The 15059-nt window shown below is 69.5% G+C and carries 12 protein-coding genes; 6 read left to right on the forward strand and 6 right to left on the reverse strand.

Annotation, left to right across the window (positions count from 1 at the left end; translation table 11 throughout):
• Positions 1 to 86: 86 nt before the first annotated feature.
• From ACWDTS_RS21505 to ACWDTS_RS21515, 3 genes are read right to left on the reverse strand one after another with little or no spacing between them, the layout of a single operon-like run.
• On the reverse strand, positions 87 to 1364 hold the full coding sequence (locus ACWDTS_RS21505) for an oxygenase MpaB family protein (RefSeq protein WP_450118998.1): 1278 nt from the start codon (positions 1362 to 1364) through the stop codon (positions 87 to 89).
• On the reverse strand, positions 1361 to 2533 hold the full coding sequence (locus ACWDTS_RS21510; RefSeq protein WP_450118999.1) for an alpha/beta fold hydrolase: 1173 nt from the start codon (positions 2531 to 2533) through the stop codon (positions 1361 to 1363). Before ACWDTS_RS21510 ends, ACWDTS_RS21505 begins: the two co-directional genes overlap by 4 nt.
• Positions 2530 to 4332, reverse strand: a complete 1803-nt coding sequence (locus tag ACWDTS_RS21515; protein ID WP_450119000.1) for a multicopper oxidase family protein — start codon at positions 4330 to 4332, stop codon at positions 2530 to 2532. Before ACWDTS_RS21515 ends, ACWDTS_RS21510 begins: the two co-directional genes overlap by 4 nt.
• Positions 4333 to 4489: 157 nt before the next feature.
• Between ACWDTS_RS21515 and ACWDTS_RS21520 the strand changes: the two genes are divergently transcribed.
• Both ACWDTS_RS21520 and ACWDTS_RS21525 read left to right on the forward strand, forming a co-directional pair.
• The gene (locus ACWDTS_RS21520) at positions 4490 to 5287 is read left to right on the forward strand and encodes an esterase/lipase family protein (protein ID WP_450109795.1); all 798 of its coding nucleotides are present in this window, start codon (positions 4490 to 4492) and stop codon (positions 5285 to 5287) included.
• Between the two features lie 41 nt (positions 5288 to 5328).
• Positions 5329 to 5907, forward strand: a complete 579-nt coding sequence (locus tag ACWDTS_RS21525) for a TetR/AcrR family transcriptional regulator (RefSeq protein ID WP_197251298.1) — start codon at positions 5329 to 5331, stop codon at positions 5905 to 5907.
• A 3-nt stretch (positions 5908 to 5910) separates the two neighbouring features.
• Here ACWDTS_RS21525 and ACWDTS_RS21530 read toward each other — a convergent pair whose 3' ends face one another.
• Complete coding sequence (locus ACWDTS_RS21530) at positions 5911 to 6687, reverse strand: DUF2249 domain-containing protein (RefSeq protein WP_197251260.1); 777 nt, start codon at positions 6685 to 6687, stop codon at positions 5911 to 5913.
• A gap of 56 nt (positions 6688 to 6743) precedes the next feature.
• Here ACWDTS_RS21530 and ACWDTS_RS21535 point away from each other — a divergent pair, with 56 nt between their 5' ends.
• Genes ACWDTS_RS21535 through ACWDTS_RS21545 form a run of 3 tightly spaced genes read left to right on the forward strand, consistent with a single transcriptional unit; the run spans position 6744 to position 11121 of the window.
• Entirely contained in the window at positions 6744 to 7484 is a 741-nt protein-coding gene (locus ACWDTS_RS21535) for a helix-turn-helix transcriptional regulator (protein WP_197251259.1), read from the forward strand.
• Positions 7481 to 8566: a hypothetical protein gene (locus tag ACWDTS_RS21540; protein WP_450119001.1), complete on the forward strand. Its 1086-nt coding sequence runs from the start codon at positions 7481 to 7483 to the stop codon at positions 8564 to 8566. Before ACWDTS_RS21535 ends, ACWDTS_RS21540 begins: the two co-directional genes overlap by 4 nt.
• Positions 8563 to 11121, forward strand: a complete 2559-nt coding sequence (locus tag ACWDTS_RS21545; RefSeq protein WP_197251257.1) for a multicopper oxidase domain-containing protein — start codon at positions 8563 to 8565, stop codon at positions 11119 to 11121. The genes ACWDTS_RS21540 and ACWDTS_RS21545 overlap by 4 nt, the downstream gene beginning before the upstream one ends.
• Positions 11122 to 11191: 70 nt before the next feature.
• On the opposite strand, the gene ACWDTS_RS21550 is transcribed toward ACWDTS_RS21545, so the two are convergent.
• Complete coding sequence (locus ACWDTS_RS21550) at positions 11192 to 12304, reverse strand: NAD(P)H-dependent flavin oxidoreductase (RefSeq protein WP_248675296.1); 1113 nt, start codon at positions 12302 to 12304, stop codon at positions 11192 to 11194.
• Positions 12305 to 12316: 12 nt separating this feature from the next.
• Positions 12317 to 13975: an acyl-CoA synthetase gene (locus tag ACWDTS_RS21555; protein ID WP_450119002.1), complete on the reverse strand. Its 1659-nt coding sequence runs from the start codon at positions 13973 to 13975 to the stop codon at positions 12317 to 12319.
• A 77-nt stretch (positions 13976 to 14052) separates the two neighbouring features.
• On the opposite strand from ACWDTS_RS21555, the gene ACWDTS_RS21560 reads away from it, so the two are divergent.
• A complete protein-coding gene (locus ACWDTS_RS21560) occupies positions 14053 to 14889 on the forward strand; it encodes a crotonase/enoyl-CoA hydratase family protein (protein ID WP_197251255.1) in 837 nt (278 codons plus the stop codon).
• Positions 14890 to 15059: the final 170 nt, after the last annotated feature.

The raw sequence follows: 15059 nt of genomic DNA on the forward strand, positions 1-15059 counted from the left end.
CAGCGTCGCAGTGCGCCGCTGGGCGGTGTCAGCGTCGCAGTGCGCCGCTGGGCGGTGTCAGCGTCGCAGTGCGCCGCTGGGCGGTGTCAGCGTCGCAGTGCGCCGCTGGCGTCGAATTGTGCTTCGCGTCCCTGCATCTGCGCCCGGTACCAGTTCTCGCGGTGGGCGACCATGATCTTCTCGTGCACCTCGGCGACGCCGGGGACGAAGCGGCGGGCCAGTTCCATCGCGGTGATGAGCGGGAACCGGGCGATCGGAATGACCAACCACGGCAGCACCTTCGGCATCGAGTACTTGCGGCGGGTACCGGGCGCCATGTAGATCGCCGAGTACACGGAGTTGATGCGGAAGTTGTAGGCCTCGCGCAGGCGGGTCAGACCGCGGTGTCCGTCGCGCGGCGCGAACGCCTGCGGGTACGACTCGATCAGTTCCTTGCCGTGCTTACCGGAGTCGTGCGAGCGGGACACCACGGTGGTCGCGAGTGCCCGCAGGCTGTCGCCGATGGTTTCCGGATACCAGCGCAGTCGCACCCCGAGCAGGTACCCCATGTACTTCTGGAAGTGGATGAGCGCGCGGATCTCCCGCGGGGTGGTCTGGTACCCGAGCACCCACAGCGCCAGGCCGGGGGTGACGCTGCCGGCGATGAGGGTGAGCATCATGTACGTCTGGCTGATGGGCAGACCCCACTTCGACTGGTCCCACTCGGGATGGTTCGCCACCCGGGAGCGGACGGACACGTGCATCACGCGCACCTTCAGTGCGGTGGCGCGGCCCTTCGATCCGGGGGTCAGCAGCGCGCCGGGTTCGGACACGTCCATCCAGAAGCGGCAGGTTTCGAGGAATCGGCGCAGCGCGTTGTCCCCGGCATAGCCACCGGCCAACGACAGCGGTGTCGCGACCGCGGCCTCGGTGTAGATCTCGAGGGTTTCGGCGCCGGCGAAGCTGAACAGCATGGTGCCCCAGCGTCGCCAGATCGCCGCGCCCTGCTCGACGAGTTCCGGTTGCACCCAGTCGGGCACGGTTTCGAACTCCTCGAACAGCGCGCGCATCGACTCGGGTGCGTCGGGCACCGCGTCGATGCCGTCGACGAGGGCGATCTCGAGCATCTCGCGCGTCCGCTTCGGCCCGGTCTCCCCGTGGTAGACCTCCTCGACGAATCGTTCCGCGGTGGGGTCACCGCTGTAGAGGTCGTTGCACAGGGCGCGGGCCTGTTCGTCGGTCGGCAGGATGTCGAAACCGGTGAGTTTCAACACGAGTCGCCGCACCCGCTGGACACGTTCGGTCGCAACGGATTCCCAGTACGGGAACGCGGACGGGCAGCGGTCGATCTCGTCGGGTGTCTCACGCGCGATGGTGCCGGTCATGCCGGGACCTCCTGGTTCCGATCGTCGAGGACGGTGCGGCGGATCCAGCCGGCGAGGCGGGTGACGACGTCGTTCAGCCCGCCGGGCTGGTCCACCAGATAGTGGTTGAGGCCGCGCATCTCGATCAGTTCGGCGTCGCGGGGCAGCGCGGCGTGCATGAGCCGCGAGTCCTCGGCGAACGCGGCCTGGTCGCCGAGCAGGCTCATGACCATCGTCGGGGCGTGCACCGACCGCAGGTCGGCGAGCGCGTCGGCGTTGGTGCGGTCGGGACTCCACGTGCTCAGCCAGCTGCGGACGGTCACGAACCGGGCGAGCCCGCCGGCGGCGGTGTTCGCGGCCTTCGGATCGCCGTACATGCTGCCGAGCTCGCGGTCGCTGGGGTCGATTGTCAGGTCGACGAAGCGCGGGTCGGCGACGGTGCGGTGCACCACGAAGCCGCGGTCGGAGGCGCCGGTGCGGTTCAGATCGGCGAGCTGGTCGAGCGCCCAGGCGTCGATGCGGCGCATGCGGGCCAACTGCGCGTCCCGGTACTTCTGCACCCACTCGGGGTCGAGCGGCGCGGTCCGCGCGTACAGGTCGAGGTCCGGGTCGGTGAGGTACGGATCGGCCTCGTCGACGACGGCACCGTCGATCCAGTGCCGCAGCACCCGCGCCCGGCCGGGATGGGCCCCGACCAGCATCAGAGCGTCGGCGGGCCGCAATCCGGCCGACGCGAAGGGCGCCGGATCACCCGCGGGAGTCTCGGTGACGGTCGGGTTCTCGGCCTGCGACTGGTAGAAGGAGGCGAGCGAGCCGCCGCCGCTGAACCCGAGCAGCACGACCTTCTCGAAGCCGAGTTCGTCGGCCATCCAGCGCACCCCGGTGCCGAGGTCGAAGGCGGCACGCTCCATGATGAGCGCCGGTTCGTTCGACGCGTAGCGGGTGTTGAGGCCCATCGCGGGGATGCCTTGCTCGGCAATCGCCTTCAGCAGGAAATGGCTGAGGAAGTTCGATGCGGGATGACACATGATCACCCCCACGTCGGTCGAATATCCTTCTTCCGCCACCAGATTGGCGTGCAGAGTCGGATAGTGGCGGCTCAGCCCCGAATGCATCTCGACCCGGCCGTCGTTCGCCGGTTCGTACGGGATGCGCTGGAAGTGGTCGCGGATCTCGGTCCTGGAAGTCATGTCACCGTCCGGTATTTCAGCATCATGTCGTGGTCTTCGTGGTCGAGGATGTGGCAGTGCCACACGTAGCCCTGCAGTGTGTGTGCGCCGGAATGCTCCCGGTGTGCAGCCGGATCGGTGTGGCCGTGATCGCCGTTGCCGATGGTCCGGACCAGGTCGGTGGTGAAGGTGGCATCGGGGTCGAATCCGAGTTCCTCGGCGGTCGGGAACCGAACCACGATCCGCGTCACCGAGTTCGGGTCGCAGATGACCGTGTCCTTGAATCCGGTCTCCCACGGTTGCGGTCCGCGCAGCGGTTCGACGACGAACGGATCCGGGTCCGGGGTCCACTTGATCCCGAGCGGCGGCTGCGGCTGACGCGCGCACATCGCAAGGGTGTTGATCGCCTGCCGCCCCAGGACCCGGAAGGTCACCAGGTGCAGGTGCACCGGATGCGGATCCGGGGTGGCGTTGACGATGTTCCACTGCTCGACGGTGCCCTGCCGTGGCATCTCGATGTCGTCGCTGTGGAAGCGAAGGTTGTTGAGCGACATGATCGACGGAGGCAGGCGCACGTCCGAAGGCTGGCTCAACGACACGTTCCGCACGACCTGCGGTTGCGGGATCGGACCCACGGGGTGGGGCTGCCCCGCTCCCCCACGGAGGGTCGCGGGAACCGGACCGGTGAATCCGCGCACCGCCTCCGCCCGGAAGCGCATGAACACCGGCATCCGCACCGCGCCGATCTGCGCGGCCTGGGGTGCGGCGTCCTCGGTGTTGCGGAGTTCGACGGTGGAACCGGCTTCGACCAACCCGAAATCGACGAGCAGGTCGGCACGTTCGCCCGGCGAGAGCCGGATCCGGGTGGTCGCGGCGGGTGCGTCGAGCAGTCCGCCTTCCATGCCGATGACCCAGAACACCATGCCGTTGGAGAAACTCAGGTCCCACACACTGAACGAGGCGGCGTTGAGCAGGCGCAGCCGGTAGAGACCCCGCGCGACGCGAGCCTCGGGCCAGATCTTGCCGTTGACGACGCCGACGTCTCCGACGGCGCCGCCCTCCCAACGACCCTGCGGCACGATCGGGGTGGAACGGATGGACTGCGAACCGTCGCTGTCGACGATCTTCTCCTGCAGCACCAGCGGCAGGTCGAACTCGCCGGAGGGCAGGCCGAGCGGGTTTCCGGGCTCGCCCGTGTCGAACTCGTCGCGCAGCTGGTAGATGCCGGCGAGCCCGGCATAGACGTTGAGCCGGGTGACCGCCATCGCGTGGTCGTGGTACCACAGCATCCCGGCTTCCTGCCGGTTCGGGAAGCGGTAGGTCATGCCCTGACCGGGTCTCGAGACCAGCTCCGGGTGACCGTCGGACGCGGGCGGGGTGACCCCGCCGTGCAGGTGCAGCGAGGTCGGGATCTCGACGCGGTCGCGTTCGCTCAGCCCGTGCAGCGTGGTGTCGAAGTCGGGAGCGAAAGGATGGGCACTCAACCGGTTTCGGTACCGGACCTCGGTGGGCTGGCCGCGGTGCGCGGTGATGACCGGACCGAGATAGCCGTCGCCGTAGGCGAGGGTCGCGCCGGGCGGGAGGTCGCGGTGGAAGCTGTGGGTGGAGCTGACGGCGTCGATCTCGATCGTCGATCCACCGACCTGCTCGAGCACCGGCAGTTCGTCGACGAACGGTGCGAGGGTCGGGGAACGGAACAGCAGGGGCCGGCCGATGTCGGGGCCGTCGGCGGTCGCACGACCGGTGAGAAGTCCGGTCGCCCCGACTCCTGCCCCCACGGCGATTCCCGTGAGAAGTGTTCTGCGACTGAGTTTTCGCATCGAGATGCTTCCATGACGAGCCCTGCGCGGACGAATGGGAAAGGCGGCCGGTCGTGATCCGAGCCACACAGTACCATAGGGTATGGTTCAGTCAAGATCGCTGCGACCAGGCACAATGAGGTCGCGCCGCTCCCCCGGTGACGCTCGAAGGAGAACTGTGCGACGACTTTTCGCCCGGGCATGGATCCTGGCCGCGGCGGCCGGCCTGTGCGCCCCCGCCGCGGCCACCGCGACCCCGGCAGCAGACCCGTGTGCCGAGCCGACAACGCCGCCGGTCGTACTGGTCCACGACATCGCATCCGATGCCGGTGCCTGGGACGAACTGGCCGCCGATCTCGGGACCGCCGGCCGGTGCATCCTGGCGATCACCTGGGGCGCACCCGAACCCGCCCACGTTCCCGTGCCGTTCGCGGGACTGCGCGGAGTGGATGCCGGTGCGCGCGACCTCGCCGCCGCCCTCGCAGGCGCCGGCACCGTGGACGTCGTCGCCCACGGCGTCGGCGGTCTCGTCGTCCAGCGTTATCTGCAGGATCACGGATCGCGGTCGGTACGGTCGCTGACGACGCTCGGCCCGATCTGGGACGGCACCGAGATCGGTGGACTCGCCGCCGCCGAGGAAGTCAGCCGCCGAATCGGGACATACGACCTGGTGCTGAGCCTCGAGAAGCCGGTGATCGATCCGGTCTGTGCGGGCTGCCGCGAGGTGATTCACGGATCCGACCTGTTGCGCGACCTTTACGCTCGCGGGCCGGTCACCGACGGTGTCCGGTACACGGACATCGTCTCGACGTGCGACGGGTTCGTCGTCCCCGCCACCGGTGCGTCGATGCCGGGCACGACCGTCGTCACGCTGCAGGAACGCGACCCCGGCAACTGCGCCGGACACTTCGCGTTGCCGCGCGATCCTCTCGCACGCGCTCTCGCCCTCGACGCGGTCGAGCACGGCGGCGTGTAGGCTCGACGCGGTCGAAGACAGACGAAGGAGTGGTTGACGTGATGCGCCAGCCGTCGGAGACCGGACGTCCGGCAGAGCGACGGAAACGGCTCTCGCTCGAGGATTGGACCGAGGCCGGACTGCGGCTTCTCGTCACCGAAGGCCGTGCGGCGGTGAAGATCTCCCGGCTCTGCAAGGAACTCGGCGTCACCAAGGGCAGCTTCTACTGGCACTTCGACGACATCGATCAACTGATGAAGGCGATCGCCACCCGCTACGCCTCGCAGGAGAACGACGCCGCCCGAGGGCTGACCAGCCTCGAAGAGCTGCCCGTCCGTGAGCGATTGGCGCGGATGGGCACGATGCTCGTCGACGATCGGGCCTGGGCGGCGGAGGTGGCGGTGCGGGAGTGGGCCCGCACCGACCCGAAGGTCGCCGAGTCCGTGCGCGCACTCGATCAGCGGATCATGGCCGTGGTCGAAAATGCCTTCCGTGAACTCGGTTTCGACGAGCGCGCCGCCCGCGTGCGCGCCGGAACACTCGTGTACGCGGGCATCGGATTCGTCTACGGCCGGGACAGCCTCGCCACCCCGACCATCGACGAGATCCAGGAACTGCTCGCCGTCCTCACCGCCCGGTGACGGTCACGCGCGGGTGAGCCGCAACCGCCACGCCTCGGGTCCGCGTTCCTCGTAGTCGACAGCCAATCGGCCGCCGGTTCGCTCGGCGAGCTGATGCAGCAGCGGAAGCGGGTCGTGCGGGGCGACCAGGACGAGTGCGCCGCCGGCGGGGACCGCGTCGAACGCACCGAACACCGTCGCGTGCCGGATCGCGTGCGGAATCTCGCGCACGTCGAGCACCGGATCGGGTTCGTCCTTCTCCCCGCACGTGCAGGTGTGACCCCCGCACCCCTGTTCGGACGCCTGGTCGTCGTGGGCGCCGAGCAGGTCGTGCATGCCCTCGACGGCACCGGCGAGCGAGACGTCCGGGTCCGCGGCGACCACCGGCAGGATCCGATCGTTCTCGTCGACGAGGTGCGCATCGAACATGGTGCGCAGCGCATACGCGGCGGCCGCGGCGCGTGTCGGGGACGCCTCGCGTTCGATGCTGTCGACGAGCGCCGCGATACGCCGGTGCACGGCGATCATGGACTCGACGAGCAGCTTCGCGTCGACGCGGCGGGCCGCGGCCGGGTAGAGAGCCTGCTCCTCGGCGATCGCGTGCGGCAACAGGGTGCCGGTGAGGTAGTCGACGACGGCGCGCCGCGCGACCTCGAAGCCTGTGTTCTTTTCGGCCGCGTCGAGCAGCGCATCGGTCAGATACGCGATTCTCCCGGCGATCTCGGCGTGATGGTTCCTGATGGCGTCGACGGCGTGCGCATCCTCCGCAGTGGCCGCGACGACGACGTTGTCGGTGGTCATTTCCACTCTCCTTTTGCAGGTGGCCGATCACCCGTCAATTTACTACAGTTATTTCCGTGGAAAATAGTGATCTCCTTCTCGGCCCCCGACCGACGCCCGCGACGGCGTCGCTCCCGGCGCTGTCGCCGCAGCGGATCACCGTCCTCGACGACGTCCGCGCCCACGGCCCCACCCGGATCAACGACATCGCCGAACGCCTCGGTCTGCACCCCAACACGGTGCGCGAACACCTCGACGCGCTCGTCGCGGACGCTCTCGTGGAAACCACCACCGAACCCGCCCACGGACGCGGCCGGCCCGCCAAGCTGTACCGGCCGACCCCGGCCGCCGACCCGACGAGTGCGAGCCGCGAGTACGCGGGACTCGCCACCGCCCTCGCCGGACACATCGCGCGCACCAGCCTCGATCCGGAAGCCGACGCCCGCGCCGCCGGACGCGACTGGGGTCACGAGCTCGCGCGCGAATCCGGTTGCGACGCGGCCGATCCGCACCGAGCGGTGCTCGATCTGCTCGCCCGGCTCGGGTTCGACCCGCACGACGCAGGCCACGCAGGCGGCATCGCACTGCGGCAGTGCCCCCTGCTCGACGCCGCGCGCCGCTACCCCAGCGTGGTGTGCCAGGTCCACCTGGGCATCGTCGAAGGCGTGCTCGAGGAGTTGCGTGCCGCGACCGGACCGGGATTGGACCTGCTCCCGTTCGCCGAGCCCGGGGCATGCCGGCTGTTCCTACCCGATCCGGCGTTCCCGGGTCCCGCAGCGGCCGACGAGCGGGCGGCCGACGAAGGGACGTCGCGATGAATCCCGTTCCGCGCCGCGCGCTGCTGCTGGTTCCGGGCGGGCTGGCACTGCTCGTCGGCCTCGACGCCGCACTGTTGCTGCTCGGCCTTCCCGCCCCGGTCGACACCGCACGCCTGCCCGAGATCCACGGAATTCTGCTGGTGCTGGGGTTCGTCGGGACGGTCGTCGCGCTCGAACGCGCGGTCGCGCTGGGCCGCCGCGCTGGATATCTCGCTCCGCTGCTGCTCGGTGCCGGCGGAATCGTGATGGCGTCCCCTGCACCACAGCAGATTTCGGGACTGCTGCTGCTCGGGGGGACCGTAGCGCTCGTCGCGATCTACGTGCCGCTGTGGCGGCGGGCCGCGGACCCCGCGGTCCTCGTCCAGGCCGGGGGCGGTGTCCTCGCGGCCGGAGCCGCACTGCTGTGGCTCGCGCACGTCCCGGTCCCCGAACTGCTCCCGTGGCTGTGCACGTTCCTGATCCTCACCATCGCCGGAGAGCGCCTGGAACTGGCCCGGGTCGCGACGCTGGGGACCCCCGCCGAACCCCTGCTGGTCGCGATCGCGGGCGCGATCGTGGCGGGCACCGTCGGCACACTGCTGTGGCCGGCGGCGGGCTATCCACTGCTCGGCGCCGCGCTGCTCGCCCTCGTCGCCTGGCTGGTGCGCTTCGACGTCGCGCGCCGCACCGTCCGCGCCACCGGCCTGGCCCGGTACATGGCCGTGTGCCTGCTCGCCGGATACGCCTGGCTGGCGGTCCCGGCGCTGACCTGGCTTCTCGTCGGCGCCGTCCCCTCCGGTCCCGGCTACGACGCCGTCGTCCACTCGGTGATGCTCGGGTTCGTGATCTCGATGATCATGGCGCACGCCCCGGTGATCCTTCCGGCTGTGGTGCGGCGCCCGCTGCCGTACACCCCGCTCATGTACGGACCGGTGGCACTGCTGCACCTGTCGTTGCTGCTGCGTGTCGCGGTCGGTGACGTGCGCGGCGTCGAGTGGGCGGTCACGGTCGGCGGTGTGCTCGGCATCGTCGCGATCCTCGCGTTCGTCGTGGTCGCCGCCGGCTCCGCGCTGCGGCCCGCACGTCAGGAGGTTCCGGCATGAACGAGCGCGGGAGCTGGCACCTACGTGCCGGATCGGTCGTCGTCGCGTGGCTCGCGGCGCTGGTCGTCGTGTCCGTCGGGCACCGCTGGATTCCGCAGTCCGGCTGGCTGCTCGTGCACGTGCTCGGTCTCGGTGCGGTGAGCAACGCGATCCTGATCTGGAGCGGTCATTTCACCGACGCGCTGCTGCGGCGGCCGACCGGGTCCCGGCGGGCCGAGACCGCGCGCCTGCTGGTGTTCAATGCCGGTGCGGTCGCCGTGGTCGCCGGGATGATCTCCGGATGGTGGCCGGCCGTGCTGGTCGGCGGATGCGTCGTGGCGATCGTGGCGCTGTGGCACGGCACGACGCTGCTGCGCCGCCTGCGGTCGGCGTTGCCGTCCCGGTTCGGGCACACCGTGCGCTACTACGTCGCCGCCGCCGCGATGCTGCCGGTCGGCGCGGGAATCGGTGTGGCGATGGCCGATTCGCGACTGCCCGGCGAAGTACACGAACGGCTGGTCCTCGCGCACGCGGGCATCAACGTCCTGGGCTGGGTGGGCCTCACCGTGCTCGGCACCCTCGTCACCCTGTGGCCGACGATGCTGCGCACCCGCATGGCGCAGCGCGTCGAGGACGCCGCGCGTCGCGGTCTGCCGGTGCTGCTGGCCGCGCTCGCCGTCGGGGTCGCCGGTGCGGTCGCGGGGCTGCCCGTCGTCACGGCCGCCGGTGTCCTGGGCTATCTGGTCGCCGCGGGCTACGTGCTGGAGCCGCACCTCGACGAGATCCGGCGCAAGCATCCCGGCGACTTCGCGACGCTGTCGGTGCTGGCCGGTGTGCTGTGGCTGTTCGGTGTCCTGCTGTACCTGGCGATAGGCCTGGCGACCGCGGCGACCCCGTTCGAGGCCACCGAGGTCGCGGGTGCGGTGACCGCGGCGCTGCTCGCGGGGTTCGTCGCGCAGGTGCTGCTCGGCGCCCTCACCTACCTGATTCCCGTGGTCATCGGGGGCCGGGCCGCGGTGCAGGCCGCGATGGCCGAACTCGAACGCGGTGCCCCCTGGCGGTTGTCGGTCGCGAACGTGGGCCTGGTGCTGTGTGTGCTGCCGGTACCGAGTCTCGTCCGCGTGGTGTGCTCGATGCTGGTGCTGGTGGCGTTCGCGTCGTTCCTGCCGCTGGTCGTGCGCGCGGTGCTGGCGGCCCGTCGTATGCGGGGCGTGCCGTCCGCACCCGGGGTGCGCGAACCGGTGCCCGCGGCGCGGCGTCTCGGCATCGCGGCCGCAGGGGTCGCTGTGGTGGTGTTCGCCGCGGTCGGTGGTGTCGCGGCCGACCCGGCGGCCGTGGGTATTTCGAGTATCGACACGGTGGCGGTCGCGGAGACCGGGCACACCACCGAGGTCCAGGTGCGCGTCGAGGGCATGCGGTTCGTGCCGGCCGTGCTCGACGTCCCGGCGGGTGACCGTCTGGTGATCGAGTTCGTCAATTCCGGTGAGGATCGGCACGATCTGGTGCTCGCCAACGGCAGACGCACGGGCCGGATCGCTCCCGGGGAGTCCGCCGTCCTCGATGCCGGGGTGATCGGCGGCACCGTCGACGGCTGGTGCTCGGTCGCCGGCCACCGTCAGATGGGGATGACGTTGCAGGTCCGCGCCGACGGCGCCGCACCGGTGTCGCACGACGGACACGAGGCCGCGACCGCGGACACCGTGGACGTCTCGCGCAGCCTCACGATCGACCCCGGACCCGGCTTCGTCCCGCACGACGCGACCGCACCGGCGGCCCGGCCCGATCACCGGATGACGCTGGCGGTCTCGGAGGTGGAGCGCGAGGTGGCTCCGGGAATCACGCAGAAGCTGTGGACGTTCGGCGGCACCGCACCCGGTCCGACTCTGCGCGGCCGGATCGGTGACGTCTTCGAGATCACGCTCGTCAACGACGGGACGATCGGGCATTCGATCGACTTCCACGCCGGTGCGCTCGCCCCGGACGGTCCGATGCGCACGATCGCGCCGGGCGAGTCGCTGACGTACCGGTTCACCGCGACCCGCGCCGGAATGTGGCTGTACCACTGCTCGTCGATGCCGATGTCGGTGCACATCGCCAACGGCATGTTCGGTGCGGTGATCATCGATCCGCCGGATCTGCCTGCGGTGGATCGCGAATTCGTTCTCGTGCAATCCGAGTTGTATCTCGGTGCACCGGGCGGCGAGGTGGACGCCGCGAAGGTCGCTGCCGGAACACCGGATCTGGTGGTGTTCAACGGGTATGCGAATCAGTACGATCACGCTCCGCTGCAGGCCCGCACCGGCGAACGCGTCCGCATCTGGGTGCTGCCCGCCGGTCCCGACCGCGGCACGTCGTTCCACGTGGTCGGTGGGCAGTTCGACACGGTGTGGGCCGAGGGCGAGTATCGGCTCCGGCCCGGCACCGGCGGAGCCCAGACCCTCGGATTGTTCCCGGCGCAAGGTGGATTCGTCGAACTGGAGTTCCCGGAGCCGGGTCGCTATCCGTTCGTCACGCACGCGATGACCGACGCCGAGAAGGGGGCGCACGGCGTCGTCGAAGTGCTCCCCCGAACCTGATCGCCGGCATCGGAAATTATCAGTGCCCGGGACGGATTCACCGTCCCGGGCACTGCACCCTCCCCCGGGTCTAGCGGGCCGCGTCGAGGCGGTCGACGGTCTTGTCGTATTCCGCCACCAACTCGGCCATGATCTCGGCCACCGGCCGGATCTCGTTCATGCGTCCGACGATCTGTCCCGCGGGCATCGCGACGACCTCGGGGTCGCTGCCCGCCGAGATCCGCTGGTGCGCCTCGCTGACGAGGATGTTCTGCAGCGGCATCGGCAGCGGTGCCGGTGCATCCGGCTTCGCCCACGCATCGGTCCACTTGGTCTTGAGCAGCCGGGCGGGCTTGCCCGAGTAGATCCGCGAGCGAACGGTGTCCGCAGAGGTCGCGGCGAGCAGTGCCCGCTGAACCGCGGTGGGGCCCTTGTCCGCTCCGCCGAGCTTGTACTCGGAGGTGGTCAGCCAGTACGAGCCCATCCACACCCCGGACGCGCCCAGCGCCAGTGCCGCCGCGACCTGACGGCCGGAGCCGATGCCGCCGGCGGCCAGCACCGATGCGGAATCACCGATCGCATCGACGATTTCCGGCCACAGCACCATCGAGGCGATCTCACCGGTGTGACCGCCCGCCTCGTAACCCTGCGCGATGACGATGTCGACACCGTTCTCGACGTGCCGCCTCGCGTGGTCGACGGCACCGGCGAGCGCGGCCACCGGCACGCCGTGTTCGTGCGCGAGGTCGATGACGTCCTTCGGCGGGGAACCGAGTGCGTTGGCGATCAGCGCCGGACGATGCGCGAGCGCGACGTCCACGTGCGAACGCGCCACCGAGTGCAGCCAGCCCAGCACACCCGTGGCGTGTTCGGCGTCGTCCCCGAGCGGCGGGACTCCCAGTTCGGTGAGGGTGCGGTCGACGAACGCGCGGTGCTCCGCGGGGATGAGCTTGTCGAGGTCGACGGCGGTGCCCTCGGTGGGCACCTTCGCCGGCATCACGATGTCCACGCCGTACGGCTTGCCGTCGGTGTTCTCGTCCATCCAGGTGAGCGTCGCGTCGAGCTCGTCCGGATCGTTGAATCGCACGCATCCCAGGACACCGAGTCCACCGGCCCGGCTGATGGCCGCTGCCACGTGCTCGGACGGGGTGAACCCGAAGATCGGGTAGTCGATTCCGAACTTCCTGCTGAGGTCGGTCTGCATCCGCCGTCCCTTCTATCCGGCCTTGGCGGCGGAGCCGTTGGTGTAATCGTCGTCCGCGGGACGGGATTCGGTCTGTTCGTGCGCCCAGCGGTAGTCGGGCTTGCCGGCCGGGGACCGCTTGATCTCGTCGACGAACCAGACGCTGCGCGGCACCTTGTACCCGGCGATCAGGGTGCGGCACGCGTCGGCGAGCGAGTTGGCGGACGGACGCTCGCCGTCGCGGGTCGCGACGACCGCGGCGACGCGCTGCCCCCACCGCTCGTCGGGAACGCCGACCACGAGGGCGTCGAACACGTCGGGGTGGGACTTGAGCGCGGCCTCGACCTCCTCGGGGTAGATCTTCTCGCCGCCGCTGTTGATGGAGACCGAGCCGCGGCCGAGCATCGTGACGCTGCCGTCCGCCTCGACCTGTGCGTAGTCGCCGGGGATCGAGTAAAGGACGCCGTTGATCTCACGGAAGGTGGCCTTCGTCTTGGCCTCGTCCTTGTAGTAACCGATCGGGATGTGACCGCTACGGGCGATCAGGCCGATCTTGCCCGAGCCCGGCTCGACCGGGTTGCCGTCCTCGTCGAGCACCGCAGTGGACGCGTCGATCTTCACCGTGGGCGCGCCCACGTGCGACTGCCCCTTCGTGACGAATCCGATTCCGCCGAAGCCGGTTTCGGACGAGCCGATGGAATCGGAAATCACCCGGTTCGGCAGCAGGTCGAGGAACTTGTCCTTGAGCGCCGGGGAGAACAGCGCCGCGCTCGATCCGATGAAGAACAGGGTGGAAACGTCGTAGGGCTGCCCGGTTTCCGGGTTTCCTTCGGCGAAGGCATCGAGCATCGGCTGCGCCATCGCGTCGCCCGTGATGAAGATGAGATTGACCTTGTGCTCGTCGATGGTCTGCCACACGCCGTGGCCGCTGAATTCGGCGAGCAGAACGACCTTGCCGCCGCCGAAGAGCGCCTGCAGTGTGGCCCACTGCGCGCCGCCGTGGATCATCGGCGGGATCGGCAGACGAACGAGGGGGGCGGTCTCGGCGCCCTGCTTCGCGAGATCCCACTCGTCCTGGACGTATTCGCCGGTGGCGAAGTTGATGCCGCCGCCGAGCACGCGCCACACGTCCTCGTGCCGCCACATGACGCCCTTCGGGGCGCCGGTGGTGCCGCCGGTGTAGAGCATGTACAGGTCGTCGGGGCTGCGCTCACCGAAGTCGCGCTCGGCCGAACCCTGGGCGAGCGCGGTCTCGTATTCGACTGCGCCGGTGGCAGAGTGGTCGAGATCGGTGCCGTCCTCGACCACGATCAGGGTCTTCAGCTGCGGGACGGACGGCAGCACGTTGGCGACCTTGTCGGCGTAGCGGCGCTCGTACACCAGGGCCACCATGTCCGAGTTGTCGAAGATGTACTGCAACTCGTTCTCGACGTACCGGTAGTTGACGTTGACCATCACTGCGCGGATCTTGAACACCGCGACCATGGCCTCGATGGCCTCGATGGTGTTGCGCGAGTAGATGCCCACCTTGTCGCCCGGCTGGACGCCGTGTTCGAGCAGGTAGTGGCCGAGCCGGTTGGCTCGTTCCTCCAGTTGCGCGTAGCTGATCTCGCGACCGTCCGCCGAGAGCGCGATGCGGTCGGGGACGAGGTCGATTGCGTGCTCTACGAGGTCTGCGATGTTTAGGGCCACGCCATCAAAGTAGAACGTGTTACCGTTTCTGACAAGACCTGAATGAGATCCAGTTCACAACACCTCAGGAGTTGTCAGTGTCCACTACCGCGCCCTCCGGCACACCCGAAACTTCGGACATTTCGGATCGTGCGCCGCACTGCCTCGTCGAGCAGCGCGGCCATGTGCTCATCGTGACGATGAACCGACCCGAGGCCCGCAACGCCCTGTCGGGCGAAATGATGGCGATCATGACCGAGGCGTGGGACCGCGTCGACAACGATCCCGAGATCCGGGTCGCGATCCTCACCGGCGCGGGCGGCGCGTTCTGCGCGGGCGCCGATCTCAAGGACATGAACAAGTCGGCACCGGGCGACAAGTTCGCCGGCGGCGGCTGGGACCTGTCGAAGCTGCCCGCCCTGCTCAAGGGCCGTCGCCTCACCAAACCGCTCATCGCCGCCGTCGAGGGCCCCGCGATCGCCGGCGGCACCGAGATCCTGCAGGGCACCGACATCCGCGTCGCCGGTGAGAGCGCCAAATTCGGTGTGTCCGAGGCGAAGTGGGGACTGTTCCCGCTCGGCGGTTCCGCGGTCCGCCTGGTCCGGCAGATCCCCTACACGATCGCCGCGGACATCCTCCTCACCGGCCGCCACCTGAAGGCAGCCGAGGCGAAGGAGATCGGACTGATCGGTCACGTCGTCCCGGACGGTCAAGCGCTCGACAAGGCCCTCGAGATCGCCGACACCATCGCGGCCAACGGCCCCCTCGCCGTCCAGGCGATCCTCAAGACGATCCGCGACACCGAGGGCATGCACGAAGAGGAGGCGTTCCGCATCGACGCCGAACTCGGCGCCGCGGTGTTCAAGAGCGCGGACGCGAAGGAAGGCCCCCGCGCCTTCGCCGAGAAGCGGGCGCCGAAGTTCACCGGCGCCTGACGGTTCCCTCCCCTCCCCCGCCTCCCCCTCCCCCGCTCACCCGTTTCCGAGCGAATGTATCCCTCGTCTCCTTCAACGGGCTGTTGCGAAATAGCCGAAGGTCCGCGACCGCGAACCACAGCGCCGGTCCCGGGGCGGGGTCTCCCGCCCCGGGACCACCGCTTCACACG

Source organism: Rhodococcus sp. NPDC003383 (assembly GCF_053589115.1).

Excerpts from the sequence above, each read along its gene's own strand:
- ACWDTS_RS21505 (WP_450118998.1), bottom strand. The coding sequence starts at position 1,364 with ATGACCGGCACCATCGCGCGTGAGACACCCGACGAGATCGACCGCTGC.
- ACWDTS_RS21510 (WP_450118999.1), bottom strand. The coding sequence starts at position 2,533 with ATGACTTCCAGGACCGAGATCCGCGACCACTTCCAGCGCATCCCGTAC.
- ACWDTS_RS21515 (WP_450119000.1), bottom strand. The coding sequence starts at position 4,332 with ATGCGAAAACTCAGTCGCAGAACACTTCTCACGGGAATCGCCGTGGGG.
- ACWDTS_RS21525 (WP_197251298.1), top strand. The coding sequence starts at position 5,329 with ATGCGCCAGCCGTCGGAGACCGGACGTCCGGCAGAGCGACGGAAACGG.
- ACWDTS_RS21530 (WP_197251260.1), bottom strand. The coding sequence starts at position 6,687 with ATGACCACCGACAACGTCGTCGTCGCGGCCACTGCGGAGGATGCGCAC.
- ACWDTS_RS21540 (WP_450119001.1), top strand. The coding sequence starts at position 7,481 with ATGAATCCCGTTCCGCGCCGCGCGCTGCTGCTGGTTCCGGGCGGGCTG.
- ACWDTS_RS21545 (WP_197251257.1), top strand. The coding sequence starts at position 8,563 with ATGAACGAGCGCGGGAGCTGGCACCTACGTGCCGGATCGGTCGTCGTC.
- ACWDTS_RS21550 (WP_248675296.1), bottom strand. The coding sequence starts at position 12,304 with ATGCAGACCGACCTCAGCAGGAAGTTCGGAATCGACTACCCGATCTTC.